The sequence below is a fragment of the Microbacterium mitrae genome, assembly GCF_008017445.1.
Classification (GTDB): Bacteria; Actinomycetota; Actinomycetes; order Actinomycetales; family Microbacteriaceae; genus Microbacterium; species Microbacterium mitrae.
Genome location: NZ_VRSW01000002.1, coordinates 203,094 through 229,384 on the forward strand (window position 1 = coordinate 203,094; position 26,291 = coordinate 229,384).

Sequence of the window (26,291 nt, forward strand, 5' to 3'; positions counted from 1 at the left end):
CCGAGCGGCGTGTCCTTTAGGATGGACACACCGGTGCAGTCCCGCGCTGGCAACACTATGTATGGGGGTTTCGGCCGTGGCCAACGCCGTTGACGCAACCTCGACTCAGAGCGTGACGCTCGCCAGTGGCGATAATGTCACCCTGTCGTGGTACGGAACCACCGACACTGGTCGCCGTCGTGAGACGAATCAAGATGCCTTCCTCACCGCGTTTCCGCTCTTCGTCGTCGCCGACGGCATGGGCGGCCACATTGGTGGCGAGATCGCCAGCGCGAGCACCGTTGACCGTTTGCGCGCGATGGCCAAGAAGGGCAACGTTTCGCCCATCACCATCGAGAAGGCGCTCACCAAGGCGGTTGCCGACATCGCGGCACACCCCGAGACCACCGATGAGGGTACCGGTACGACGCTGACCGGCATCTACCTCGATACTGACATCGCCACCGAGTCCTGGGTCACCCTCAATATTGGTGACTCCCGGGTTTATCTGCTGCGCGACGGCGGGCTGACCCAACTCACCACCGATCATTCCGTGGTGCAAGAGCTGATGGCTGCCGGCCGGCTGAGCGCCGAAGAGGCAGAAAACCACCCCTACGGCAACGTGATTACTCGTGCCGTTGGCCCCAGCGAAAGCGTCTCGCCCGACTATGTTCGTGTCGAGATTGTCGACGGCGACCGTTTTGTGATCTGCTCCGACGGATTGACGAAAGAGCTCACTGACTACGGCATCGGCCACTTTCTGGCACAGAATCCCGACCCGCGTGATGCGGTCGAGGCCATGCTCAAGGCTGCGCTTGAAAACGGCGGACGCGATAACGTCACCATTGTGGTTGTTGACGTCAATCGTTCCTCCCCAGCCGAGTAGTCCGCCACGCTTTTCCCCATCGGCCACGCAGGGTCTCACGCCGATCACGTCTGATCGCACGATGGAGGCATGAGCTACGTTCTCACTGCCGCCCAGCCGACGGCTGACGCGCCGCTGACCCTGCCTGCCCCGCCCGCGCCTCGCAAACGGTCGGCGATCCCGCTGGCGGCTGCCGTGGTTCCCATTCTCGGCGGGCTTGGCATGTACTTGCTCACCCAGTCGGTGATCGCGCTGATGTTTGCCGCTCTCGGCCCGGTCATGCTGGTGGCGACGATGCTGGATGCGGCCCGCGGTAAACGTGCGGATGCACGCCGGTATCGCAAGGAGATTCGGCAGGCGGTCGCCGCGGTGACCGCGCAAATCGACACGCAACACGACGCCGAGCGCGCCCTGCGCTGGAGCACGCACCCCGATCTTTCACGGCTGACCGAGCGTGAGGAGGAGTTTTGGCGCGTGCATCCGCAACGCGAGGGCACGGTGGTCGTGGGGGCCGGAACCATGGGCATGGGGCTCGAAGTGGCGCGCGGTATCGATGGCGATGAGGCGCAGAAGCTGCGCCAGTACGCCACGACACTGCAACGGGCGCCGCTGGTGTTGCCGCTCGACGGCGGCGTCTGCGTGCGGGGTGAGCCGCTGGTGGCTCGCGCCGTGCTGCGGGCGCTCGTGCTGCAGGCATGCTGCACTCACGCGCCGGAACAGCTGCGGATCGTATTGGGGGAGCAGGCCGAGGAGTGGATGGTGGCCCTGCCGCACGTGCGCTACTCGACGGCCGCTCGCGTGTTGGCGGTTGCTGTGGCAGAGCCCATCCCCGCCGCCATCTCGCTGAACTGGTGCTTGCCCGGTGACCCGTTGCCCGCGGGGTGCCGCACGGTCATCGACATCGGGGCAGACCTGCGCGGAGTGGTGAGCCGAGACTCGCTTCGCCATGAGGTTGCTGCCGAGGCCATCGCGGGGCTGCAGGCTACCGCGATCGCACAGGTGCTGGCAGCAAAAGCCAACGAGGCGCGGGCGATTGAACCGATCGTGTACTTCGCCGACCTCGCACAACACCCGGGGGAGCCACACCGCGAGTTGCCGGTTGCGCTGGGCCGCTCCGGGAGTACGGCGGTCACGGTCGACATTGTGAACGACGGGCCGCATGCGGTGGTTGTCGGAACCACCGGGTCGGGCAAGAGCGAGTTGCTGGTGAGCTGGGCACTGGCGCTGTGCGAGGCCTACACGCCCGAGCAAGTGACCCTGCTGTTGGCCGATTTCAAGGGAGGCACCGCGTTTGATCCGTTGCTCGCGCTACCGCACGTGACCGGAATCTTGACCGACCTCAACGGTGCGATGGCGCGGCGTGCGGTGCTGAGCTTGCAGGCAGAGATCCGGCGCCGGGAGAGTGCCATCGCATCGGCGGGTGCTCGAGACATCACCGATGCTCGCGTCGCCCTCACGCGTCTGGTGATCATCGTCGATGAGTTTGCCGCGATGCTTCGTCAGCTGCCCGAACTTGACGCGGTCTTTACTGATATTGCCGCGCGCGGCCGTGCGCTCGGCATGCATCTGATTCTTGGTGCCCAGCGCGCGGCCGGAACCATCAAAGACGCGACGCTCGCGAATACCCCGCTGCGTATCGCTTTGCGGGTCACCGACGCGACCGATGCCCGCGCCATCATTGGTTCCGACGATGCCGCGCAGATCAGTGGCGGTATCGAAGGCAAGGGCGTCGCGTTTGTGCGTCGCGCCGCCGATTCGCTGCCGCAACGGTTTCGAAGTGCGCTGAGCACCGCAGACGATGTCGCGCGAATTGCGGCCCGCCTGCCGGTCGCGGCACACCAAGATTCCTGGTGGGAGCCACTGCCGGTGCGGGTCGCGGTAGCCGACCTGCCGACGCCGGCACGCGGCGTCGCCGTGGGTATTGCGGATGACACCGAGAATCTGCGCCGCGTGCCGGTGGTCATTGAGCCTGGCGTTGAGCGCGGGTGGTGGGTGCTTGGCGGGCCGCGCAGCGGCAAGACCTCGCTCGCTCAGCTCATGCAGCACAGCCACCCGGATACGATTCGGGTGCCAGCCGACCTGGAGAGTGCGTGGGATTGCCTGCAGACGCTGCCTACCAGCCGGGCGACGCTAATCGTATGGGACGACGTTGATTCGGCACTCGCCGCATGGCCAGAGCCGTTCGCGCGCGAGGCCGGCGAACGGCTCGAACAACTGGTGCGTGCCGCAGGCTCGCGCGGTCAGACCTGGGTGCTCACCGCGCAGCGCGCCTCGGGTGTGCTCTCGCGCGTCGCCGACCTGTTGCCTGGCCGAGTGTTGCTGGCTGTTCCCAGCAAGCTCGACCATATTGCGGCCGGCGGAACCTCGTCAGATCATGATCCGCAAAAGCCGCCTGGTCGGGCGTTGATGGCAGGAGCCGAGGTGCAGTTTGCCCTCGTTGAGCCTCGCCGTGAAGCCGCGCAGGCCGACCCGGCGCCCGTGTTCCACCCCGGCAACGGCCCGATCGGTATCGTGGCGCGGGGCGTGCACCAGCATGTTGCGGCTCTTCACGAGGCGTGGGGTGCTGAGTGGACGATTGTTGCGGTCGGTGATGCCGCGGCGGCCGAATCTCTCAACCTTTCCCGCACCGTTCTGGTGGGAGACCCTGACCAATTTCAGCGGGCGTGGGCGGTGTTGGAGCGATTGCGAAACACCGGAACCCTCATCGTCGCCGCCGAGTGTCTTGCCGATGTGCGATTACTCACCGGCGAGCGCGCCACCCCACCCTTTGCACGGCCGGGCCGGTGGTGGGAGTTTCGTAGCGGTACGGCGCCTCGCCGCGTTCGGCTGGTGTCGTAGTGCCTATCGCGCGCGTGAGCGCGGGTGGGCGGGTCAACGCCTGCCGGTGTCAGCGGCGAGTGTCAGGCGAGCGCCGCGGTGACGCGAATACGACCAACCGGGTGCCCCGCGCCCAGCACGTCAAGATGCAGGTTGGCCTGCAGCTCCGCGAGCTGTGCGTCGGTAAAGGCGCCGGCGGGTGCGAGGAGGGTAGCCGCCACGATCGCATTGGCGCGCGGGTTGCCGTCGAGCATCTTGAGTGCGACCGTGGTTCCGTTCGGCGCAACCATCACTTGCACGCCCTCGGCGCCAACCTTGGAAAACACGTTGAGAGTTTCAATGGCAATCGTGTCGTCGCGGCCCGGTCCCGCGATGGCCCACGGGTTCTCCCGCACGGCGCGCACCAGGGCGCCAGCGGCCCGATACATTGCAAACGGGGAGCGCTCGCTCGCGGTTCCGATGCGGTGCAGGGCGCGTGCGAGGCCATGCAGGCTCATTGCGTAAACCGGTGCTCCACACCCATCGATCGCGGTAATGGTCATCTTCTCGCCGGTGAGGCGTTCGATCAGCTCACGCGTGTGCACCTGTAGGGGGTGCTGAGTATCCAGATACCCCTGCGTTGGCCACTCGTTCGCCACGCACGCCATCAGCATCGCCGCGTGCTTGCCGGAGCAGTTCATGCGAACGCGTGCCTGCGGTAGCGCGTCGCGGAGCATATGTGCATATGTGTCGGTGTCGCTGGGGTAGGCAACCGGGCAGGCCAGGTCGTCTTCAGTCAGGCCAACGGACTGCAACATCGCACGCACCACGGCAACGTGGCGATCGGTTCCCGAATGCGACGCCGTCGACAGCGCAAGCGCTTCGCCCGTGAGCTCCAGGCCCGCCGTGGCGCACGCCAGCGATTGCAGCGGCTTCATGCTGGAACGAGGCAAAACCGGAGCCTCAATGTTGCCGTAGGCGGCGACAACGTCTCCGTCGGGTGAGAGCACGACCGCCGCGCCAGCGTGGCGTGATTCGACAAAGCCGCTGCGTTCGACGACGGCAAGTTCAACGGCTTCAGTTACGGCAAAGGTTTCAGACACAACATCAAGCCTAACGCGCGCGCCATGCCAGACTAGGCGCATGGCTGAGCACCACTACACCGTCACCGCCACCTGGAGCGGAAACACCGGTACAGGCACGAGCGGCTACCGCGACTATGCCCGCAGCGTCACGCTCGAGGTGTCGGGCAAGCCGCGGCTATTGGCCTCGGCCGATCGGCCATTTCGCGGTGATCCGACGAAGTGGAATCCAGAAGACCTGCTGATGTCTGCGCTCGCCGAGTGTCACCTGCTGAGCTATCTGCACGCCTGCGTGACGCGAGGAGTCATCGTCACCAGTTACCGCGACGAAGCAACCGGAACCATGGTGCAAGAGGGCAACGGCGGTCGCTTTAGCGAAGTGGTGCTGCACCCGCGAGTGACGGTTGCCGATGCGGCGATGATCGACGACGCAATCGCTGCCCATCACGATGCCAACGAATGGTGCTTCATCGCCTCGAGCGTCAACTTTCCGGTGCGCCACGAGGCGACCGTCACGGTCGGCTGAGCCTGATGTGATAACCGCGGCGCTCGCGAAGGCTCAGCGCCGCTCGCGAAGGCTCAGCGCCGCTCGTGGGGGAGAACCTGCTTGATGCGTTCGATGGGTGTAACGGCCGGAACCTCGTTGAACTGATTCGCCAGCTCCTGGCCAGACAGCTCGTGAATTGCCGCCATGATTTCGTCGGTCGCCGTGCGGCGAGCCTTGCCGCTCGTGGCCGGACCGTGCGATGACAGGTCAAGCGGCTCGCCAAATTTCACGACGATGCGCTCCTTGAGCGAAGGCATTTTCGCACCCTTCGGCATCGCCTTGTCGGTTCCGATCAGGCCGACCGGAACCACGAGGGCGCCCGTCTGCAGCGCAAGAAATGCGGCGCCCGTTCGGCCCTTGTAGAGGCGCCCGTCCAGCGAACGCGTGCCCTCGGGGTAGAGCGCGACCGCGCGACCCTCTTCGAGCAACTGGCGCTGCTGATCCAGAGCATCAAGTGCTGCCTGACCGGCACCCCGGCGAACGCCGATGGCGCCGATCGAGGTGAAGAATGACCGCTGTGCCCAGCCCTTGATGCCGGTGCCCTCAAAATAGGTCGACTTTGCGAGAAAGTGCGCGGGGCGCGGCGCGGCGACGGGGATGGCGATGGAGTCAATGAATGACAGGTGGTTGCTCGCGAAGATCACGGGACCGGTGCGCGGCACATTGTCTTTGCCTTCAATGCGCGGGCGGTAGATGAACCGTGCGAGCGGTGTGAGGATCGCGCGACCAAACCAGTACATGAAGGTCGGACGGCTCTTCGACGGCGTGGGAGTCGATTCGGGTTCCTGCTCGTCAGAAGTCACTGAGCGAGTTTACTACGCCTTTTATACCGGGAATGGCATGTGACGCTCACGCCGTGAAATGGCATGAGACCCCATGCCCGTGTTGGCATGCAGCGCCTCCTGCTGCGAGGCGGCACGCCGTTCTCCCAGGTGAGGCATAACGGGGTGCGACACAATGGTGGTTCCGTCTGTCTTGCAAAGGAACCCTGTGCGCGCTCGACTCTCCCTTATCGCCCCCGCTCTGCTGATCTCGGCGCTTGCCCTGGCCGGGTGCTCGACGCCCGCAGCATCGCCGTCGTCATCGCCGTCGGCAACATCGACTCCCGGTGGCGACTCGACCGCCGTTGACCCCACCACCGATCTGTGCGGCGCAGCCTACGAGAGTGGTCCGGCGATTGAGGCCGTGACGGTTGACACCGACACCACGAAGGAACCGACGGTGACCTTCACGGCGCCGCTCGAAGTTGCAGCCATTGAGCGTACGGTGACCGTTGAGGGCGACGGAGAAAAGCTCGAGTACGGCTCGCTGGCCGACGTCAAGCAGACCATCTTTGATGCCGAGACCGGCGAAAAGGTGGGCGACATGGGCTGGACCAACGCTGGCGCACTCACCTCGATCGTCGCCGAAACGGGCATGGCGCAGGCGATCAGCTGCGCAACGGTCGGTTCGCGCATCGCGGTGACGACCCCTGGCAGCGCCGACCGCCCCGCCTACATCTGGATTTTCGATATCGCGGGCGTCACGCCGAGCGCGGCGTGGGGAACGGAACAGCCGGCCGTCGATGGCATGCCCGTCGTCACGCTCGCCGAAGATGGCACCCCGTCGGTGACGGTTCCGGAGGGCGACGCGCCCACGGAGGTTGAGCTTGCGACCCTGAAGAAGGGCGATGGCGCCGTCGTGCAGCCGGGCGACTCCGTGACCGTGCAGTACATGGGAATCAAGTGGTCAGACGGAACGGAGTTTGACAGCTCATGGAGCCGCGGCGCGGTACCGTCGTCGTTCCCCACGACCGGCGTGGTTGATGGCTTCAAGCAGGCTCTGGAAGGCTACGCCGTTGGCTCGCAAGTGCTCGTCGTTGTGCCGCCCGCTTTTGGGTACGGTGCTGACCCCACCAGCGCGCTCGCCAAGGAGACGCTGATCTTCGTGGTCGACATCCTCGCCACGACGCCCGCCGCTACGCAGTAGCAACGCCAGCCGCGTAGGGTGGGCGACATGCGTCGCGTCATCATTCTTGGTTCCACTGGCTCAATCGGCACGCAGGCCCTCGAGGTCATCCGCGCTAACCCGGGACGTTTCGACGTCGTCGGGTTGGCGGCGGGAAGCGATGCCGATGGCCTCCGCGCCCAGGCTGATGAGTTTGGGGTCGACGATACCGCGCTCGGTGCGATCGACGCCGAACAGCTGGTGCGTGACGTTGACGCAGACATGGTCGTCAACGGCATCACCGGTTCCGTTGGCCTTGGCCCGACGCTGGCGACTCTGGAGACCGGCAAGACGTTGGCGCTGGCCAACAAGGAGTCCCTCATCGTCGGCGGCGAGCTCGTCACCGCGATTGCCGAGCCCGGGCAGATTGTTCCGGTCGACAGCGAACACTCCGCGATTGCGCAGGCACTAAAAGGCAACCTGCCCTCCGACGTGCGACGCCTCGTCGTCACCGCCTCCGGTGGCCCCTTTCGAGGGTTCACGCGCGAGCAGCTCGCAACGGTCACACCGCAGCAGGCGCTCGCGCACCCCACGTGGGACATGGGCAAGGTTGTCACCACCAATTCGGCGACCCTCGTCAACAAGGGTCTGGAAGTCATCGAGGCGCACCTGCTGTTTGGTGTCTCCTACGGCAAGATCGAGGTTGTCGTTCATCCGCAGTCGATCGTGCACTCCATGGTGGAGTACGCGGACGGCTCGACCATGGCCCAGGCGTCGCCGCCAGACATGCGGCTCCCGATCGCGCTCGGCCTAGACTGGCCGAGCCGCATCAGCGGCGTCGGCACGCCACTGGACTGGACACAGGCGACGCAGTGGACCTTCGAGCCGCTCGACAACGTCACCTTTCCCGCCGTTGCGCTCGCAAAAGAGGTTGGTCGGGCGGGCGGAACCTTCCCCGCCGTCTACAACGCGGCGAACGAGCAGGCCGTTGCGGCGTTCCACGCCGGGGCGATCGGATTCCTTGACATCGTTGACACGATTTCGGCCGTCGTTGACGCGCACGATGCGCCCGACGAGCTGACGCGTGAGTCGCTCATCGAGACCGAGGCGTGGGCGCGCAACACCGCAGACCGGATGATCGCCCAGCGCGCCTAGCGGCAAACCCGCGGCCCCCTGAGCGCGGACAACGCGCTACGGGGCCGCCGTAGCAGGAGCGTGCGTCAGTCGGCGTACGGAACGGGCCAGTGCGGCTCGCCGACGGGCCAGCCAGCATCGCGCAAGGCGCGTCGAGCGAGTTCCCGCGCCGAATAGGGCGTGCGCACGCCGCGAATGTCGCGGTAATCCTGGTGGCCGGGGCCGGCCCATAGGATCGCATCGCCATCGCCGACCATGCCAACCGCCGCAATGATCGCCGACTCTGGGGGCGAGAATTCGTGGATCTCAGCGTCAGACTGTGCCAACCGGGCGCCCTCGATCAGCGTGGCACGAATGCTCGCCGGGTCTTCAAACCGGGGGTGGTGATCGGTGATCACCAGAATGTCGCTACCAAGCACGCCGGCGCGACCCATATCGTGACGCTTCGTCGCGTCCCGGTCACCGTCGGCGCCAAACAACATCAGTACGCGGCCAGGAGTTACGCGGCGGACGGCAGCGAGGGTCTTCTCGAAGGCGTCGGGGGAGTGTCCGAAGTCCACGTAAACGGCGGGACCGGTTGGCCCGGAGACCAGCTCCGTGCGCCCCGGCAGATAGGCAGAGATTCGACCGTCGCGCAGCAGCGCGCTGACGATGCGGTCCCACTCGTAGCCAGCCTCCAGCAGCATCACGATCGCGAGCCCCGCGTTGGCGGCCATGTGCGGTCCGATCACCGGAACCACCGTGGTGAGAGTGCGGCCGTCACGCCCGGTCAGCGTGAAGGTCGTGCCCTGCTGGTGCTCGGCGACAATGTCGACCACCCAGTGCGCGGCGCGTGCCGCCTCCGGGTCTGCGGCGATCAACGGCGTACCGACGGTGATAACCGGAACCTCGGAGCGCGCCAGAACTTCGGCTCCGGCGGCAGAATCCAGGCTCACGACCCCGCGCACGGCCCGGTCTTCGTGAAACAACGCCAGCTTGGCTTCGAAGTACTCGTCCATGTCGGCGTAGTCATCGAGGTGGTCGTGGCTCAGGTTGGTGAACCCGGCGACGTCGAACCGCAGCCCATCGACGCGGTGGCGGCTCAGCGCCTGTGCCGAAACTTCGACGGCCACGGCCTCGACATTGCGCTCACGCATCAACGCCAGCAGGGCGTGCATTTCGCTGGCCTCGGGCGTGGTCAGGCGTGACACGATGGTCTGGCCAGCGATGTGGCGCTCGGCCGTTGACGACAGGCCGGCGACCACGCCAATCTGACGCAGAATTCCTTCCAGCAGATGCGACACGCTCGTCTTGCCGTTGGTTCCGGTCGTGCCCAGCAGCAGCGGCAGATCATCGTCGGCGCCGGTTCCGTAAACCCAGGCGCTCATGTCGCCCAGCAGTGCCCGCGGATCGCTGACCACCAGGATCGGCAGCCCGCTGGCCTCGGCGATAGCCGCTCCGGCCTCGTCGGTGACAACGGCGACCGCGCCCGTTTCGGCGGCGCGGTGAGCGTAGGTTGCGCCGTGCGCATTGACGCCGTTGATGGCAACGAAGATTTCGCCGGGACGCAGATCAGCGGTCGCGAGCGTCAAACCGGAGAAGGTGCGCGCGGCGAGGTCGCCGAGGGTGCGGGTCGCGAAACGGGTCGCGAAGTCTTCCAACGTCCGCTGCGGTGGGTTTTCCGGGCGCAGGACGGGAGGAAGGTTAGAGGGAGGAGTGTCTGTAGACATGGCTTGACCATCATCCCACCTTGCGGCTGTCACAAAGGTGAGGGCTGTAGCCTCGGCGTGTGACTGTGCTCGCTTTCATTATTGGCATCCTGGTGATCGTCGTTGGTCTTGCCGTCTCCATCGCCCTGCATGAGATCGGACACCTCGTACCGGCGAAGCTCTTCAAGGTGCGCGTCGGGCAGTACATGATCGGTTTCGGCCCCACCCTGTGGTCCAAGAAGTTTGGTGAAACCGAGTACGGGTTCAAGGCCATTCCGCTGGGCGGCTACATCTCGATGGCTGGCATGTATCCGCCGGCATCCGGTGGCGCGAAAGCCGGTGCGGCTGGCGGCGGGTTCTTTCGCACCATGGTGCAAGACGCGCGTGACGCTAACGAAGAAACCCTCGGTGAAGACGAGCGGGTGTTCTACAAGCTGCCCACCTGGAAGCGCGTCATCATCATGCTGGGCGGCCCATTGATGAACCTGCTGTTCGCCGGTGTGCTGTTCACGATCATCCTCAGCGGTATCGGCGTTCAGCAGTCAAGCACCACGATCGCGACGATCAACGAGTGCGTGATTCCGGCATCGTCACAGCAGACGGAATGCACGCCGAGTGATCCGGCATCGCCCGCGGCCGCCGCAGGGCTCCTGCCGGGCGACACCATCACCGCCATCGATGGCGAGCCGGTGTCGAGCTTCGTGGAGATTTCCAGCATTATCCGCGACAACCCCGATACCGCCCTTGCCTTCAGCATCACGCGTCCGGCACCGGCAGGAGCCGAGGCGCAGCCGCTCACGATCGACGTCACCCCGATGCTCGCCCAGCGCCCGGCCGTGGACGCTGACGGCAATATCGTCACCGACGAAGACGGAACCGTGCAGATGGTCGACGTCGGATTCGTCGGTTTTGGGCCGCAACAGGTGCTGACACCGCAACCGCTTTCCGCGGGCGTGGAGCAGACGGTGGCCAACGTCGGCGCCGTGGCCGGCATCATGGTCGAACTCCCCGTCAAGCTCTACAACACTGCGGTGTCGCTGGTGACCGGTGGCGAACGAGACCCGAACGGCCCGATCAGTGTTGTTGGCGTCGGCCGCATCGCCGGCGAAGTGGCCACGATCGATGCGCCCATCGCCACCCGAGTGGCGGGCGTGTTGAGTCTCGTTGCCTCGTTGAACATTGCGCTGTTCGTGTTCAACCTGATTCCGCTGCTCCCGCTCGATGGCGGTCACGTCGTCGTGGCACTCTGGGATGCCATAAAGCGCGGCTGGGCGAAGCTGTTCCGTCGCCCCGCACCCAAACCCGTAGACGCCACCAAGCTGGTTCCGCTCACCTTTGTCGTCGTGATCGCCCTCGTCGGCATGGGCGCGTTGCTACTCATCGCCGATATCGTGAATCCGGTTCAGCTGTTCTGAGCCTCGGCTCTGGGCGGGCGTTCTCGCCCCGAGGCTCAGGCGAGCGCGAAGCGCCCTGAGGCTCAGGCGAGCGCGAAGCGCACGAGGCGCTCAAGGGTGTGGATGCCGTCCTTTGACAGGATCGACTCCACGTGGCCCTGTACCGAGGCGACCTTCGGGCCCCGTAGCGCATAGACGTCGCCCGTCCCACTGTCGGCTGCGACGCTGACAGCGCCCACCGCCTCGGTACCGGCGCCGACGCGCGCCGTGAACGTGTTGTAGAAGCCGATCGTTGCCGCCTCGCCAAACACGTCGACGCTCTTTTGCACGCCCTGATGCGGCGTCGCAAGCGGCGCCAGCTCGATGCCGAGCTGGTCGGCCAAAATCTGATGGCTCAAGCACACCGCTACCAGCGGAGTGCGCTCGGCTCGGCGCAGCGCCACAACCTCGCGCATGCGGGAGATGCGCGAGCTGGAACCATCGCGCGGGTCGCCGGGGCCGGGGCCGGAGACGACGAGATCAGCGGCACGAACGGCGTCGTCGGTGACCTCGTTCCACGGCGTGATGGTCACGTTGAGGCCGAGGTGGTGCAGTTGGTGACCCAGCATCGTCGTGAAGCGGTCCTCGGCGTCGACGACCAGCACCGAGGTTCCGGCGAACGCGCCACCGGCGGCGGATTGCGCGTTCAACCAAAACGGGGCCAGTCGCTCATTGCGCGATTCGAGGAGCTCGGCAATCTCGGTGTCTGCTGCCAGCGACGCGCGCTCGGCGGGCTGATCGGGGTCCGCGGGCGTCTCGCGCGCGATCGCACCGATTGCGCCGAGCACTCCGGCGGCCTTGCCGTGCGTCTCGCTCACTTCGCCCTCCGGCGAGGAGTGACGCACGAGGGTCGCACCGACGGGCACCCGCAGGCGGCCGTCTTTGATGTAGGCGGTGCGAATCAGGATCGGGGCGTCGAGATCGTGCCCGCCCTCGGCGTTAGGCGTGAACAGTGCGGCCACGCCGGAGTAGTACCCACGTGGCGTTGTTTCGTGGCGGCGAATCACGGCGCACGCGTTCTGCATGGGGGAGCCGGTGACGGTCGGTGCGAACATCGTTTCACGCAGCACATCGCGCGGGTCGAGTCGGCTCGAGCCGCGAAGCATGTACTCGGTGTGTGTCAGCCGCGACATTTCCTTCAGATGCGGGCCGGTGATGCGTCCGCCATCGCTGCAGATGGCGCTCATCATCTTGAGCTCTTCATCGACAACCATGAAGAGCTCTTCGGTCTCCTTGGTGGAGCGCAAGAACTCCGAGAGCGTCTCTTTTGTCGCCCCACCCGCGGGGTGGCGGAACGTGCCCGAAATCGGGTTCATCGTGACGACGCCGCCCTGCGATGACACGTGGGCTTCGGGGCTGGCGCCGACGGCAATATGGTCGTCGGTCACGACGGCAAAGGTCCAGTACGCGCCCCGCTCATGCTCAAGAAGCGCGCGGAACCAGGTGAGGGCTGCGGTGCGAGCGTCGGCTTCGACACCGGCGACATAGTCACGGCGGATCACGAAGTTGGCACCCTCGCCGCGGCCGATCTCATCGGCGATGACGCGCCGAACAATGGTGGCGTAATCCTCGTCTGAGATGTCGAACCCGGCATCGCTGAGCGCAATCGTGTCTGACGGAAGGTTCTGGAGCGCGTCGGTGCGGTCGAAGAACTCGTGCCCATTGATCAGGAGGCACCGCAGCGGCGCATCATCGTCATGTGCCTCGAAACCGCGTTCACGCACTTGGCGGTACGGAACCATCGCAAACACTTCGCGCCTGGTTCCGTCTGCCCCGACGAGCGGAATATCTGCCAGCAACTCGACGTCGACAACGTCACCCGTCAACAGTTCGACATCAGCGGAACCTTGGCGAGCGAGCAGCACGAATGGCGCGTCGACGGGCAGGGCGTTCATCAGGCCAGACATGAAATTTTTGCTCCAGTTCACGGCGGCTCATACGAAAAAACCGCCCAGCAGGGGACGGTCTCTTCGAAAAATCGCGAACACACCGCCTAGCAGGCGGGCCACCAAGAACGGTTCGCGATCATGGGGCGAGATTACCAGAGGTTCAGACCTCGGCGGGCATATGCGACGGTCGATGACGGCGCTGCATGCTGCGGCGGCCCGGCGACGTGGGGCAATCTCACTGCGTTGTTCAGCGCTCATCCATGGGGTTCGGCGTAGGCTGGTGAGGTGCCAGCAGTTAATCTCGGAATCCCCACCGCTCGTGAGATTCTTGCGCCCCGCCGCAAGACGCGCCAGATTCGTGTGGGCAAGGTTCTCGTGGGCGGCGACGCCCCGGTAAGCGTGCAGTCGATGACGACGACACCGACCACCAACATCAATGCGACGCTGCAGCAAATCGCGGAGCTCACGGCGTCTGGCTGCGAGATCGTGCGCGTAGCCGTGCCGAGCCAAGATGACGCCGATGTGTTGCACATCATCGCGGCCAAGAGCCAGATTCCGGTGATCGCCGACATTCACTTCCAGCCGAAGTATGTCTTTCAGGCGATTGACGCCGGTTGCGCCGCGGTGCGCGTGAACCCTGGCAACATTCGTAAGTTTGATGACCAGGTAGGCGCGATCGCGAAGGCTGCTCAGGCCGCTGGCGTCTCCTTGCGCATCGGCGTGAACGCCGGCTCGCTGGATCGTCGCCTGTTGGAGAAGTACGGCAAGGCAACACCGGAAGCGCTCGTCGAAAGCGCCGTGTGGGAGGCCTCGCTGTTTGAAGAGCACGACTTTCACGACTTCAAGATCTCGGTCAAGCACAACGATCCCATCGTCATGGTCAAGGCCTACCGTCAGCTCGCCGAGCGCGGCGACTGGCCCCTTCACCTCGGCGTCACCGAGGCTGGCCCGGCATTCCAGGGCACGATCAAGTCGGCAACGGCGTTCGGTATCTTGCTTTCCGAAGGCATCGGCGACACCATTCGCGTTTCGTTGTCGGCACCGCCCGCCGAAGAGGTTAAGGTCGGCCACCAGATTCTGCAGTCACTGAACCTGCGGGAACGCAAGCTTGAAATTGTGTCGTGCCCGTCCTGCGGTCGCGCTCAGGTCGACGTATACACCCTCGCAGAACAGGTGACCGAGGGTCTCAAAGACGTCACGGTTCCGCTGCGCGTCGCCGTCATGGGCTGCGTTGTCAACGGCCCCGGCGAGGCTCGCGAAGCCGACCTGGGTGTGGCAAGCGGCAACGGCAAGGGCCAGATTTTCGTCAAGGGTGAAGTCATCAAGACCGTTCCCGAGTCGGAGATTGTCGCGACGCTCATCGAAGAAGCCCGCCGCATCGCCGACGAGATGGGCCCAGAAGCAACCCCCGGAACCGCGCAGGTCGTCACGGCGTAACAGCCAGGTCGTCGCCGCGCGGCAACTGGTCGTCTCCGCACGGTGACTCGCGCGCCGCGGAGCCGAAAGGTTCCGCTCGTCCGCCACCGCGGAGTTATGCGAACGTTACGGCTGTTCCCTGTGCTTGGCTTCTTGCGGCGGCCAAGATGGGTGTCAAGGGACAGGGGGCGCTATGTCGCGCATGCGGAACATTGTGGTCGTGCTTTCCAGCGCCCTGATTCTCGTCGGGTGTACCGCGCAGACACCGACACCCACCCCCAATCCAACCGAATCGTCGGCGTCCTCCGCCTCACCGTCGAGTGCCCCGACCGAGGCTCCGGCGACCGGAACGCCAGACGTCGAGACCGTTGCGCCCTATGACGGCGACTGCACGCAACTTCTCTCCGAGGAGCGCGCGGCTCAACTCGGCATCGTGCTGCACAAGAATGAGGCTGAGAGTAGCCCCCAGCTGGGATGGGAGCCGTTCTACTCCGACAGCATGCAACGCATCGGCGCCTTCGGGTGCGGGTGGGAAAAGGCGGACGGAACGTTCGCCGCATCACTGTTCGTTATTCCCTCAGCCGCGGTGGGCGCGCAGGTGCGGGAAAAGTGGTCTGATCTCATGGAAGCTGATTGCGATCCGCAGGTGGGGCCGTGCTCCCTCTTCGTTGAATCTAACGGCCTGCTGGCGGAAATCGACGCCTACTCCGATGACCTCGAAGCAGCGCTCGTCGCTGCCCTGAGCGCGCCCACAGAAGCAGTGATCGGCTCACTACCGGACGATGCTTGGCAAACGCTCTTGACGTGCGACGACATTGACGTGATCGTCCAGCAGTCGGCCGCGAGCGCGGCGCTCACGCCCGGCGCGCCAACCGATGCCACATCATTCGGGCCACTCGCTGACGGTCTGCGCGAAACAGCTCCCTACCTTTGGTGCCCGATGAATGACGCCGCCGACGGAACCAGTATTGTCGTCGCGGTGCAGCCAGGCGTTGGGGCGCCGACCGCCACGCGTCTGACTGCACTGGCGTCATCGCCGGTCACGATCAGCGGTGCGACTGAGGCGTGGGAGGTACAGGGCATGCCGAGCGCCACAACCGTGGCCGTTGTCGCCGTTGTGGGCTCGAACCGCGTCACGGTGTCGGCCGGCTCCATCACTCGGTCCGACGAAGAATTGCTGGCAACGGCGACCACAATCGCCACCGACCTTCTCGCTCAACACGCCGACTAGCGCCAACCTCACCCCCTTGCCGAGATACCGGGCGGCGGCCAAGATGGATGCCAAGGGACAGGGGCGCTATGTCGCGCATGCGGAACATTGTGATCGTTGTGTTTGGAGCGGTGCTTCTCCTCACCGGCTGTACGGGAACCCCTCAGCCAACGCAGCCAACGCAAACGAGCGCCGCGAGTGAGACGACCGCGCCGGAACCATCGTCTTCGCCGGAACAGCCAACGCCCGTCGTCTACCCCTTCAACGGCGACTGCAGCCAGGCTCTCAGCCCCGCGCTTATCGAAGAGCTGGGCGGGTTGAGCGAAGAATACGAGGCGTCACCAGCTGGCGGCGAGATCGCCGCGATGTTAGACGCAATCGTGGCGGTTGGTGGCTTGAGGTGCGGATACGGCGACCCCACCGCTGGAGGTGGATCGCACTTGCTCGTCCTTTTACCTGCCGCGATGTACACCGATGAAGTCCGCAACGAGTGGGCCGATGCCTTGTCTCGGGAGTGTACCAGCGTCGGTCACAACACCTGCATTTCGTTCGCAGAAGGCTCCAGTCTTGTCGCAATGGTTACCACCGCACCGGAAGACGCCGAACTGTTGGAACGCATTGCGGCCGATTTCGTTCAAACCGCCGCAGCCTCCGGTGTTGTGCCGACCGGGGCTGAGCTTGAACCATGGGGAATCACCTGCGAAGACATCGGCCGCCTCGTCTTGAAAGCAACCGGGTGGTCAGACCTCACCGTGGGATACAGTCTGCTTGACGTCGACAGTCCCTATATGGCGGCGATGTTCGCGTCTCCATCGCTCCGCCCCTGCCACTGGCGTTCCGCGGACCAAGATCCGCAGAAACAGGGCACCATCGCCACGATGCTGCAGCGCGGCGTCGGAGCACCGAGTGAAGAATCTCTCGCGAGCGCGAATGCGGAACCAATCACGCTGGCGGGAGCGGATTCGGCATGGCGAACGCAGAACGCTGCAGGGCAGCTGACGCTGATCGCGGTCGTCGGAAATGACAGGATTTCGGTGCGAGTCACCGCCGCGCCGGACGCCCCGATGGATTCGCAACAGCTGGCGACCGGGGTGATGAACGCGCTCATCTCGGCGGCGGCTCTCGGATGACGCGCGACCAAGTGACCGCTTGCTTATTTTTGGTTCTCGAAAGAAACGGCAAAGTTTCTTCTCAAAGTCATCATTAATCGGCCAGTTCTGATCGAAACAGCGGATAGTGTTCCCCACGTCGCACTATCCCCGCGACACTCGCTCAATGTTTTTGGGCACCTCGCCTACGAGGCGTTGTGCGGCGCGCAAGCGCCCTGTTGAATTTCGCGAAGGCGAAACGTTCGTCCGCAACGTCGCGGAGATTGAGAGAACATGGCAATCATCGGCATCGTTGCCGAGGGGCCCGCAGAGACACGCGTTGCTGCGACCCCCACCACGGTGGCACAGTTAGCGGGCTTGGGGTACGACGTGACGGTCGCTCGCGGCGCGGGGGAGCGATCGAGCTTCTCGAATTTCGCCTACGAGACCGCAGGCGCACGGATCGTTTCGCCCGAAGCGGCATGGGGCGCCGATATCGTGCTTGCTGTTGCTGCGCCCGAACCCGCACAGATCGCGCAGATGCGGGCGGGCGCTACCTTCGTCGGAATTCTCGCGCCGGCGCTCAGCCCCGACCTGCTCGTCGCACTCGCAGCCCAGGGCGTGACCGCGCTCGCGATGGACGCTGTGCCTCGCATCTCCCGAGCGCAGTCCATGGACGTGCTGAGCAGCATGGCAAACATCGCGGGTTACCGCGCGGTCGTTGAAGCAGCGCACGAGTTTGGTCGCTTTTTCACCGGACAGGTCACCGCGGCCGGCAAGGTGCCGCCCGCGAAGGTGTTGGTGGCCGGAGCTGGCGTCGCCGGGCTCGCCGCGATCGGCGCTGCCTCTAGCCTCGGCGCGATCGTGCGCGCCACCGATCCGCGACCTGAGGTCGCCGACCAGGTGAAGTCGATCGGTGGCGTCTACCTTCCGGTTGAAGTTGCGGTGGAACAATCCACCGACGGCTAAGCGAAGGCAACGAGCGAGGCATATGACCGTCGCGCGGCCGAGCTGTATTCCGAACAAGCGGCCGATGTTGACATCATCATCACCACCGCCCAAATTCCGGGTCGCGCGGCTCCGGTGCTCATCACCGCAGCCGATGTCGCCTCGATGAAGGCTGGTTCCGTCATCGTCGACATGGCAGCAGGGTCCGGCGGCAACGTCGTCGGGTCGGTCGCGGGTCAAAAGGTTGTCACCGAGAACGGAGTCACGATTCTCGGCTACACCGACCTCGCAGGGCGCCTTCCGACCCAGGCGTCCCAGCAGTACAGCACGAATCTGGTCAGCCTGATGAAGCTGCTGACACCGGCAAAAGACGGCACCCTTGCGCTTGACTGGGAAGACGTCGTGCAACGTGCCGTCACGGTCACCCGTGATGGCGCCGTCACCTTCCCGCCACCTGCGGTCAGTGTCTCGGCCGCACCCGCGGCCCCCGCGCCCGAGGTTCCGGCCTCGACCGCAAAGAAGGGGATGAGTGCCGGTGCGAAAACCGCGCTCATCGTCGCCGGTATTGCGGCGCTCTTCTTGGTGAACGCTTTCGCTCCTGCGCCGCTGCCGCAACACTTCACCGTGCTCATGCTCTCGGTTGTGGTGGGCTTCTACGTCATTGGCAAGGTGGCGCATGCGCTGCACACGCCGCTGATGAGCGTGACGAATGCCATTAGCGGCATCATCATCGTTGGCGCGATCATGCAGATCAACACGCACGACCCGGTCGTTCTCGCCTTGGCAGCCATTGCGGTGCTGCTTGCGAGCATCAACATCTTTGGTGGCTTCGCCGTCACCAGACGCATGCTCGCGATGTTCTCCCGCGCCCCCCGCTCCGAGCGCTAACCGGGCACGCCAAAGGAAATCTCTGTGTTTGATTCAATGACTTCTACGGCCGCGGCCGTCGCCGGCGCAGCGTACATCGTCGCCGCACTTCTCTTTATCCTCAGCCTCGCCGGTCTCAGCAAGCATGAGACCGCCAAAAACGGCGTGCGCTTCGGCATGGTGGGTATGGCGCTTGCGTTGATCGCCACCATCTGGGTTTCTTTTCAGACAGACAACCCCTCGATTCTCGGCTTCGGTCTCCTGATTGCCGCCCTCGTGATCGGCGCCGTTATCGGCCTCTGGCGAGCACGCGTCGTCGAAATGACGGGCATGCCTGAACTGATCGCACTGCTACACAGCTTTGTCGGGTTGGCAGCCGTCATCGTCGGATGGAACGGCCACCTGCAGCCCCCGCATTACACCGGGGCGCTCGCCGACATTCATCACGCCGAAGTCTTCATCGGTGTCTTTATCGGAGCCGTGACCTTCACCGGTTCCATCGTCGCGTTCTTGAAACTCTCGGGACGCATGCCATCCAAGCCGCTCATGCTGCCTGGCAAGAACTATCTCAACGTCGGTGCGCTGGTTGCGTTCATCGCGTTGACGATCTGGTACGTCATTACGCCGTCGCTTGCCCTCCTCATCGCCGTCACCCTGCTGGCGCTTGCTTTGGGATGGCATCTGGTGGCATCGATCGGCGGCGGCGACATGCCGGTCGTGGTCTCGATGCTGAACTCCTATTCGGGTTGGGCAGCGGCGGCTGCCGGGTTCTTGCTCAATAACGACCTGCTCATCGTCACCGGTGCGCTCGTGGGCTCGAGTGGTGCCTACCTGTCGTACATCATGTGCAAGGCCATGAATCGCTCGTTCATCTCGGTTATTGCCGGTGGCTTTGGCATCGCGGCGCCGAAGAAAGACGGCGACGACGAGCACGGTGAGCATCGCGAGGTGGGCGCCGAAGAGGCCGCCGCGATGCTCAAGGAGCCTCGTCTGTGGTCATCACACCGGGGTACGGCATGGCTGTCGCGCAGGCGCAGTACCCGGTCGCAGAGCTCACCCAGAAGCTGCGCGATCACGGTATCGAGGTTCGCTTTGGCATCCACCCGGTTGCGGGCCGTCTTCCCGGCCATATGAACGTGTTGCTGGCGGAGGCGAAGGTTCCGTACGACGTCGTCTTGGAGATGGACGAGATCAACGACGACCTCGCCGACACCGACGTGGTGCTCGTGATTGGCGCGAACGATACGATCAACCCCGCAGCTGCCGAAGACCAGTCAAGCCCGATCGCAGGCATGCCGGTATTGCGCGTGTGGGAGGCGAAGAACGTCATCGTCTTCAAACGGTCGATGGCGACCGGGTATGCGGGTGTGCAGAATCCGCTGTTCTTCCGTGAGAACGCCTCGATGCTCTTCGGTGACGCCAAGACGCGCGTCGAAGACATCCTGCGGGCGATCTAGAACACCGACCGGCCAAGCGCAGCAGGCTTGGCCAGGGCCGCTCTCTCAGGCACGGGGGAGCGGCCCGCTCTCGTTTACCCGGCACGGCGCGCAAGGTGTGAAGATGGACGAATGCAACCCACCACCGTTACCTTTCCGTCTGGCGCGCTCACCGAACAGACCACGGTCGTTGACGTTCGACCGCACGAGGGTGGTTCTGTCGTCATCGTGCAGCAGACGCCGTTTCACCCGGTTGATCACACCTGGCCGGATCAGCCAGGCGATACCGGAACCTTGGCGGTAGAGGGAACCACGGTGTGCGTTGAAAACACGGTGATGGTTGCGGTGGATGACGCCGGCACCCTGGCCGTCGGCGCGGACATTCCCGTCAAGCGTGGCGCTGACGGCTGGGATTGGCATGTTGGTCATCTCATCGCCGAGACGCCCGGCTGGGTTGCCGGAACCCCGGTGAGCGCGGTCGTTGACGCCGAGTTGCGCGCGGGGCTGAGCCGTGGCCACACCGCGTGTCACCTCGCCTCTCTCGCCCTGGATGCTGCTCTCGCCGACCTATGGCACAAGGATCCGGGAACCGACCCGCTGGGAAGCCCCAACTTTGAAGCACGAGCCAACGCGACCAGCCGCATTCACCCCGACGGCAGCGTCGACACCTACCGGCTCGGCAAGAGCCTGCGCAAGGCAGGGTTCCGCCCCGACGAACTAGCGGCGTCGCTTGCCGACCGTGAGGCAAAGATCAACGAGCTCCTCGCCGCATGGGTTGCCTCTTCGGCTCGTTCTTGGATCGAAACCGAGGGCAACACGATCGCCGACCGCCGCACCTGGCACTGTGCGCTGCCGGCAGGCGAAGCGTCGTTTTTGTGCGGCGGAACGCACGTCGACAGCCTCGAAGAATTCGCATCGATCACCGTGGCTCTCGACCTCAGCGACCCGCAACTGCTGGTGATGACGACGACGGTGGTTCCGGCCGTCGACTAACCCGGTGGCGCGAGTGCTGCGCAGTCAGCTGATGGTTCCGCCAACGACGGTGAGATCATCGGTGGTTGCGAGTGCAGCGCGAATCGCCACCTCGATGCCGCGTGCGATCTCGGCCAGCGGCAGGGTGGGCGCGGGAGCGGGCTTTTGCCCATCGGCCCACGGCAAGTGGATGAAGCCAGCGCGGGCGTGCCCGGCAGCATCAATCGCCTGAAACATCACGTCGTTGCATACGAAGGTGCCGGCGCTGAGCGAAAGCTCGGCGGGCACGCCAGCGTCTGCGACGGCGGCGGTCATCGCCTTGACCGGCAACGTCGCAAAGAGGGCGCTCGCGGCAGCCGGAACCACGGGTGTGTCGATGGGTTGCTCGCCAGCGTTGTCGGCGATGCGTGCGTCTCGTAGGTTCACGGCAACGCGTTCAAAACTGAGGGCCGCCCGATTGCCTGCCAAGCCCGTCGCGATGATGAGGTCGGGGGAGTGCTCTGCGATGAGCTCGCGCAACCGGGCTCCGGCGCCATCAAAGGTCACCGGCAGCACGGCGGTGACCAGTTGTTCCGGCCCCTGCCAGGTCGATGCGAGGAGCCGCACGGCGTCGCCTGAGGGGTTTTCACTGTCCGTTCCGAAGGGCTCAAAGCCCGTCAAGAGAATCGTCGTCACGCGTCTGACCTTTCGCAATCTCGTCTCACTCAGGCTACGCGTTCAGCAGGCAACGGGTCGCGCCCTAGAATCGAGGGGTGGTAACACGACTCTCGAACTACTTTGTCCGTACTCTCCGCGAAGATCCCGCCGATGCGGAAGCGATCTCGCACAAGCTTCTGGTGCGCGCCGGCTACATTCGCCGGCAGGCGCCAGGCATCTTCGCGTGGCTGCCGCTTGGCCTGCGGGTCAAGGGCAAGTTGGAGAAAATCGTCCGCGAGGAAATGGCGAATGCCGGCGCCTTTGAGGTGCATTTCCCGGCTCTGCTACCGCGCGACATGTACGAGGCGACCGGTCGGTGGGAAGAGTACGGCGACGCGCTGTTCCGCCTGCAAGACCGCAAGGGCTCTGACTACCTTCTCGCGCCCACGCACGAGGAGGCCTTCACTCTCATGGTGAAAGATCTGTACTCGTCGTACAAAGACTTGCCGCTGACGATCTACCAGATTCAGGACAAGTACCGCGACGAGGCGCGCCCGCGCGCGGGCCTGCTGCGCGGTCGCGAGTTCACCATGAAAGACGCGTACTCGTTTGACGCGTCTGACGCCGGGCTTGACGCCTCGTACCAGGCTCAGCGTGACGCCTACGAGCGCATTTTCCAGCGCCTCGGCATCGAGTACGTCATTGTGCAGGCCGACGCCGGCGCCATGGGTGGCTCTCGTTCTGAAGAGTTCCTGCACCCGACCGCGATTGGCGAAGACACCTTCGTGCGCTCGGCCGGCGGCTACGCCGCGAACGTCGAGGCGTTTGAGACCCTCGCGCCGGAGCCTCGCTCCATTGAAGGCTTGGCACAGCCGGTCATCTTTGATTCTCCCAACACTCCCACGATCGACACGCTCGTCGAACACTCCAACGCCGTGCTCGACGGAACCTTCACCGCCGCCCACACGCTGAAGAACGTCGTGTTGGCACTTACGCACCTCGACGGCACTCGTGAGGTTGTCGTGGTGGGTATTCCCGGTGACCGCGAGGTTGACGAGAAGCGTGCCGAGGTCGCCTTCGCTCCTGCCGAAGTGGAGCAGGCAACCGACGCTGACTTCGCGAGGCACCCGCTGCTGGTGCGCGGCTACATTGGCCCGTGGACGCCGCAGGGCGCCCTCCTCGGTGAAGAATCGGCGTCCAACATTCGCTACTTCCTCGACCCGCGCGTCGTTGACGGAACCACGTGGATCACGGGCGCAAACATCAACGAGAAGCACGTGCACTCGCTGGTCGCCGGTCGTGACTTCGCCTCAGACGGCACCGTTGAAGTCGCGAGCGTTCGCGACGGAGACCTCGCTCCCGATGGTTCCGGCCCCGTCACCCTGCAGCGCGGCATGGAGGTCGGTCACGTCTTCCAGCTCGGCCGCAAGTACGCCGAATCCCTTGGCCTCAAGGTGCTCGACGAAAACGGCAAGCTCACGACCGTCACGATGGGATCGTACGGTATCGGCGTTACCCGTATTCTCGCCGTGCTCGCCGAGCTCAACCATGATGACCGCGGCCTGATCTGGCCCGAGTCGATCGCGCCGTTCGACGTGCAGGTTGTGGCGACCGGTCGCGACGCATTGGCGTTCGAACTGGCGGAAGAAGTTGCTGCCGCGCTTGAGGGCGCCGGGCGTGACGTGCTGATCGATGATCGCGCAGGCAAGGTTTCTCCGGGTGTGAAGTTTGGCGATGCCGAATTGCTCGGTGTGCCGCACATCATCATCGTTGGTCGTGGCGCCGCCGATCGCGAGGTCGAGGTATGGGATCGCCGCAGCGGCGTGAAGACGCCGATGCCCGTTGCCGAAGCGCTCGCACGATTCGGGGCATAGCCACTCCAGCGTTCGGGGCGGCGTCAGAGACATCTGACGCCGCCCCTTCGCATTGCTACCGCCGAGACCGGGTCGCCCCTACAATCGCGAGTAAGCATAGGGGGCGAATGAATATTCGTAGGGGACTCATGAGCATTGCGGCCGCCATGGCCGTGTTGTCATTGGCGGCGTGCGCGCCAACCTCGGCGCCGAAACCAAGCGGTAGCGCGTCGCCCACCGCAAGTCCCACCGCCATCGCGGCCAGTCCGAGACCCGCGGCCACTCCCGAGCCGACTCAGGCCGAACAGGTTCAAGCCTTCGGCGGTGACTGCGCGAAGGTCTTTTCCGACGGCGAGTTGAGCGACACCTTCGGCACCTCCATGACGGACCTCGGCGTGAACTGGTCGGTCGGCCAGGAAGAATCACTCGGCGGTCTCCGATGCACATGGTGGAGTGAAGGTATTTATCTGGGTGCTGTCTTGACCGTGACTGTGCTACCGGCGGAATTGGCGCCCGCCGAGGTGAACGGTGTACCGCACTGCTACGTGGACGGGGGAGGGTGCAGCGTGACGGCGGTAACGTCGCACGGGTGGTACACGGTGAGTATTTTTGGCTCGCTTGCCGGCGAGGATCAAGCGCTGGTCAATGACCTTTTACAAATGGTGGCCGAACGCGGTGACGCGCTCCCGGCTGCGTCAGTGCCTGAGCGAAGCGCGGCCGCGTGGGGCACCCCGACCCCAACGTGCGCCGAGCTTGCATCGATGCTCATTGCGCCGGATGGAGCCGCGGTAACCGGGATAGATTATGCGTTTGATGAAGCATCGCCGCTGACCTCCCTGTTTGACGTGCTCGGGCGCTGGTGCACGCTCGCAACGATCGCGAAAGACGAACAAGGCACGCTGGTGCCGGTCGAGTTTTCAGTCATGCTCGTCCCTGGCGGCGCGGTAGTTTATGACGAGAGCGCAGCGAAGGCGGGCGGAACACCGCTCGAGATCTCCAATGGGCGAGCCGTATCGGTTGTTGTACCTTTCGTGGCCGAGGGCAACGGCGGAGTGTTCGCAACTGACGAGACCAACACTCTGCTGGTGAGTGTTTCGAACGGCTTCATCCCGTCTGACTTCGCGTGGGTGGCGGATCAGCTTCTCGGCGCGCTGGCGCGGTAGTTCACCCCTTCGACACCTCACGATGAGAGGGTGGGGGTATGAGCGAAATCAATATTCCAGAGAATGACTTGCCGCCCGAGCTCATCGACGACGTTGATCGGTTGATCGACGAGGCCGGCATCACCCACAACCGCGCCCTCATCCGGCGCATTCTGACGTCGGGCATTCTGCTGGGTACTGATGGCACCGACCGGCTCGACCTCAAGGTGACCTCGGCCGCGCTGATCGAAATGCGAAACGCGTTTCGGCTGTTCGCGCCCTACCGCGCCGTTCCAAAGGTGACGATTTTTGGTTCCGCGCGCACGTTGCCAGCCTCCGGCGCGTACCGTGCCGCACACGATGTGGCTCGCGCGCTCGCCGATGATGGCTGGATGGTGGTCACGGGTGCTGGCCCGGGAATCATGCAGGCGGCGGCAGAAGGTGCCGGGCCGGATATGTCGATCGGTGTGTCAATTCGTCTTCCGTTCGAGGAGAAGGCCAACGAGGTTATCGGGCAAGATCCGAAGCACGTTGCGATGAAGTACTTCTTCACTCGCAAGCTCATGCTGGTGAAAGAATCGACGGGGTTCATCTGCGTGCCCGGCGGATTCGGCACGCTTGACGAAATGTTTGAGCTGCTCACGCTGCAGCAAACCGGCAAGGCCGAACCCGTGCCCATCGTGTTGCTCGATGAACCGGGCGGTACGTTCTGGAAGAACCTGGAACACTACATTCGCGGAACCATGATGCCTGCCGGCGTCATCTCGCCCGATGACCTCGATCGCGTGCTCATCACCGATTCGGTTGCCGAGGCGCATGCCGCCATCGAAAACTTTTGGCACAACTACGACTCGATGCGCTGGGTGGGCGACACCCTCGTCTTGCGCCTCAAGCACACGCCAACAGATGAAGAGATCGCCGCGCTCAGTGCACAGTTTTCGTTTCTGTTGAAGGAAGGAACGATCCGCCGCGCCGAGCCGTTCCCGCCCGAGCGCGCCGATCACGACAAGCTCGAACTCCCTCGCCTCGCGCTCGTGTTGAACCAGTTCAAGGTCGGTTCGCTGTTCCAACTCATCAACGCGATCAACGCGCTGCCGTCCGCACACGTGTGAGCTGGTTCCGCTGTCTCGATTTCGCTGTGCACTCCACCGAATTCCACTGACCATGGTTCCGCGCGCTTCAGTCGCGACCGTTACGCACGCAATCGTGTGACGGATGTGGCTGAAGTGATTGGTGATGCAGGTTCTTCGTGCACACCGATTTAAACCGTGCATAACGGTCGTGAAGCGCGGGTGCGGAACCAGGGGACTGGAACCAGGGAGCCGGAATCATGGGGCCGGAACCGGGGCGTGGGCGCAGGAGGGCAGTGCGGTTGGTGGGTCGG

Annotated in this window: 18 protein-coding genes and 2 pseudogenes; 15 read left to right on the forward strand and 5 right to left on the reverse strand. The window is 64.5% G+C overall.

From position 1 onward, the window contains the following. Window positions 1-76: 76 nt before the first annotated feature. Both FVP60_RS07840 and FVP60_RS07845 read left to right on the forward strand, forming a co-directional pair. A complete protein-coding gene (locus FVP60_RS07840; RefSeq protein ID WP_246132523.1) occupies window positions 77-865 on the forward strand; it encodes a PP2C family protein-serine/threonine phosphatase in 789 nt (262 codons plus the stop codon). Window positions 866-934: 69 nt separating this feature from the next. Beyond that, window positions 935-3,682, forward strand: coding sequence for an FtsK/SpoIIIE domain-containing protein (locus tag FVP60_RS07845; protein WP_147825720.1), 2,748 nt, complete (start codon window positions 935-937; stop codon window positions 3,680-3,682). Between the two features lie 62 nt (window positions 3,683-3,744). On the opposite strand, the gene FVP60_RS07850 is transcribed toward FVP60_RS07845, so the two are convergent. Next, on the reverse strand, window positions 3,745-4,743 hold the full coding sequence (locus FVP60_RS07850; RefSeq protein WP_246132524.1) for an asparaginase: 999 nt from the start codon (window positions 4,741-4,743) through the stop codon (window positions 3,745-3,747). A gap of 40 nt (window positions 4,744-4,783) precedes the next feature. Here FVP60_RS07850 and FVP60_RS07855 point away from each other — a divergent pair, with 40 nt between their 5' ends. Then, window positions 4,784-5,248 carry an OsmC family protein gene (locus tag FVP60_RS07855; RefSeq protein WP_147825722.1) on the forward strand — a complete coding sequence of 155 codons (465 nt, stop codon included), beginning with the start codon at window positions 4,784-4,786 and terminating at the stop codon, window positions 5,246-5,248. Window positions 5,249-5,301: 53 nt separating this feature from the next. Here the strand turns inward: FVP60_RS07855 and FVP60_RS07860 are convergent, their stop codons facing one another. Further along, entirely contained in the window at window positions 5,302-6,009 is a 708-nt protein-coding gene (locus FVP60_RS07860) for a lysophospholipid acyltransferase family protein (protein WP_147826003.1), read from the reverse strand. A gap of 250 nt (window positions 6,010-6,259) precedes the next feature. On the opposite strand from FVP60_RS07860, the gene FVP60_RS07865 reads away from it, so the two are divergent. Both FVP60_RS07865 and dxr read left to right on the forward strand, forming a co-directional pair. After that, window positions 6,260-7,237 carry an FKBP-type peptidyl-prolyl cis-trans isomerase gene (locus FVP60_RS07865; RefSeq protein ID WP_246132525.1) on the forward strand — a complete coding sequence of 326 codons (978 nt, stop codon included), beginning with the start codon at window positions 6,260-6,262 and terminating at the stop codon, window positions 7,235-7,237. 27 nt (window positions 7,238-7,264) lie between these two features. Beyond that, entirely contained in the window at window positions 7,265-8,350 is a 1,086-nt protein-coding gene (gene dxr / locus FVP60_RS07870) for a 1-deoxy-D-xylulose-5-phosphate reductoisomerase (RefSeq protein ID WP_147825724.1), read from the forward strand. A gap of 65 nt (window positions 8,351-8,415) precedes the next feature. Here the strand turns inward: dxr and FVP60_RS07875 are convergent, their stop codons facing one another. Next, window positions 8,416-10,038, reverse strand: coding sequence for a Mur ligase family protein (locus FVP60_RS07875; protein ID WP_147825725.1), 1,623 nt, complete (start codon window positions 10,036-10,038; stop codon window positions 8,416-8,418). 59 nt (window positions 10,039-10,097) lie between these two features. Between FVP60_RS07875 and FVP60_RS07880 the strand changes: the two genes are divergently transcribed. Further along, entirely contained in the window at window positions 10,098-11,432 is a 1,335-nt protein-coding gene (locus FVP60_RS07880; protein ID WP_147825726.1) for a M50 family metallopeptidase, read from the forward strand. A 62-nt stretch (window positions 11,433-11,494) separates the two neighbouring features. Here the strand turns inward: FVP60_RS07880 and FVP60_RS07885 are convergent, their stop codons facing one another. Further along, window positions 11,495-13,357: a chorismate-binding protein gene (locus tag FVP60_RS07885; protein ID WP_147825727.1), complete on the reverse strand. Its 1,863-nt coding sequence runs from the start codon at window positions 13,355-13,357 to the stop codon at window positions 11,495-11,497. A 267-nt stretch (window positions 13,358-13,624) separates the two neighbouring features. Here FVP60_RS07885 and ispG point away from each other — a divergent pair, with 267 nt between their 5' ends. The 6 genes and pseudogenes from ispG (at window position 13,625) to FVP60_RS07915 (ending at window position 21,297) form a co-directional block, all read left to right on the forward strand. Beyond that, window positions 13,625-14,776 (forward strand): flavodoxin-dependent (E)-4-hydroxy-3-methylbut-2-enyl-diphosphate synthase, encoded by a 1,152-nt coding sequence (gene ispG / locus FVP60_RS07890; RefSeq protein WP_187240607.1) that lies wholly within the window; start codon window positions 13,625-13,627, stop codon window positions 14,774-14,776. Between the two features lie 172 nt (window positions 14,777-14,948). Next, entirely contained in the window at window positions 14,949-15,986 is a 1,038-nt protein-coding gene (locus tag FVP60_RS07895; protein WP_147825728.1) for a hypothetical protein, read from the forward strand. Window positions 15,987-16,054: 68 nt separating this feature from the next. After that, a complete protein-coding gene (locus FVP60_RS07900) occupies window positions 16,055-17,095 on the forward strand; it encodes a hypothetical protein (RefSeq protein ID WP_147825729.1) in 1,041 nt (346 codons plus the stop codon). A gap of 252 nt (window positions 17,096-17,347) precedes the next feature. Then, window positions 17,348-18,889 (forward strand): annotated as a pseudogene (locus FVP60_RS07905) (Re/Si-specific NAD(P)(+) transhydrogenase subunit alpha). A gap of 36 nt (window positions 18,890-18,925) precedes the next feature. Continuing rightward, window positions 18,926-20,325: pseudogene (pntB, locus tag FVP60_RS07910) on the forward strand (Re/Si-specific NAD(P)(+) transhydrogenase subunit beta). A gap of 111 nt (window positions 20,326-20,436) precedes the next feature. Then, complete coding sequence (locus FVP60_RS07915; protein ID WP_147825730.1) at window positions 20,437-21,297, forward strand: alanyl-tRNA editing protein; 861 nt, start codon at window positions 20,437-20,439, stop codon at window positions 21,295-21,297. Window positions 21,298-21,321: 24 nt separating this feature from the next. On the opposite strand, the gene pcp is transcribed toward FVP60_RS07915, so the two are convergent. After that, the gene (gene pcp, locus FVP60_RS07920) at window positions 21,322-21,951 is read right to left on the reverse strand and encodes a pyroglutamyl-peptidase I (protein WP_187240608.1); all 630 of its coding nucleotides are present in this window, start codon (window positions 21,949-21,951) and stop codon (window positions 21,322-21,324) included. 77 nt (window positions 21,952-22,028) lie between these two features. On the opposite strand from pcp, the gene FVP60_RS07925 reads away from it, so the two are divergent. The 3 genes from FVP60_RS07925 to FVP60_RS07935 all read left to right on the forward strand — a co-directional run bounded on the left by FVP60_RS07925 (window position 22,029) and on the right by FVP60_RS07935 (window position 26,019). Continuing rightward, window positions 22,029-23,786, forward strand: a complete 1,758-nt coding sequence (locus FVP60_RS07925) for a proline--tRNA ligase (RefSeq protein ID WP_147825731.1) — start codon at window positions 22,029-22,031, stop codon at window positions 23,784-23,786. 335 nt (window positions 23,787-24,121) lie between these two features. Further along, entirely contained in the window at window positions 24,122-24,928 is an 807-nt protein-coding gene (locus FVP60_RS07930; RefSeq protein WP_147825732.1) for a hypothetical protein, read from the forward strand. Between the two features lie 38 nt (window positions 24,929-24,966). Continuing rightward, on the forward strand, window positions 24,967-26,019 hold the full coding sequence (locus FVP60_RS07935; protein ID WP_147825733.1) for an LOG family protein: 1,053 nt from the start codon (window positions 24,967-24,969) through the stop codon (window positions 26,017-26,019). The last annotated feature ends 272 nt before the right edge of the window (window positions 26,020-26,291 follow it).

Bases quoted from the DNA above. Each gene is read 5' to 3' on its own strand.
- FVP60_RS07900 (WP_147825729.1), top strand. From the start codon at position 16,055: ATGTCGCGCATGCGGAACATTGTGATCGTTGTGTTTGGAGCGGTGCTT.
- FVP60_RS07855 (WP_147825722.1), top strand. From the start codon at position 4,784: ATGGCTGAGCACCACTACACCGTCACCGCCACCTGGAGCGGAAACACC.
- dxr (WP_147825724.1), top strand. From the start codon at position 7,265: ATGCGTCGCGTCATCATTCTTGGTTCCACTGGCTCAATCGGCACGCAG.
- FVP60_RS07845 (WP_147825720.1), top strand. From the start codon at position 935: ATGAGCTACGTTCTCACTGCCGCCCAGCCGACGGCTGACGCGCCGCTG.
- FVP60_RS07935 (WP_147825733.1), top strand. From the start codon at position 24,967: ATGAGCGAAATCAATATTCCAGAGAATGACTTGCCGCCCGAGCTCATC.
- FVP60_RS07885 (WP_147825727.1), bottom strand. From the start codon at position 13,357: ATGTCTGGCCTGATGAACGCCCTGCCCGTCGACGCGCCATTCGTGCTG.
- FVP60_RS07895 (WP_147825728.1), top strand. From the start codon at position 14,949: ATGTCGCGCATGCGGAACATTGTGGTCGTGCTTTCCAGCGCCCTGATT.
- FVP60_RS07875 (WP_147825725.1), bottom strand. From the start codon at position 10,038: ATGTCTACAGACACTCCTCCCTCTAACCTTCCTCCCGTCCTGCGCCCG.
- FVP60_RS07915 (WP_147825730.1), top strand. From the start codon at position 20,437: ATGCAACCCACCACCGTTACCTTTCCGTCTGGCGCGCTCACCGAACAG.
- FVP60_RS07860 (WP_147826003.1), bottom strand. From the start codon at position 6,009: ATGTACTGGTTTGGTCGCGCGATCCTCACACCGCTCGCACGGTTCATC.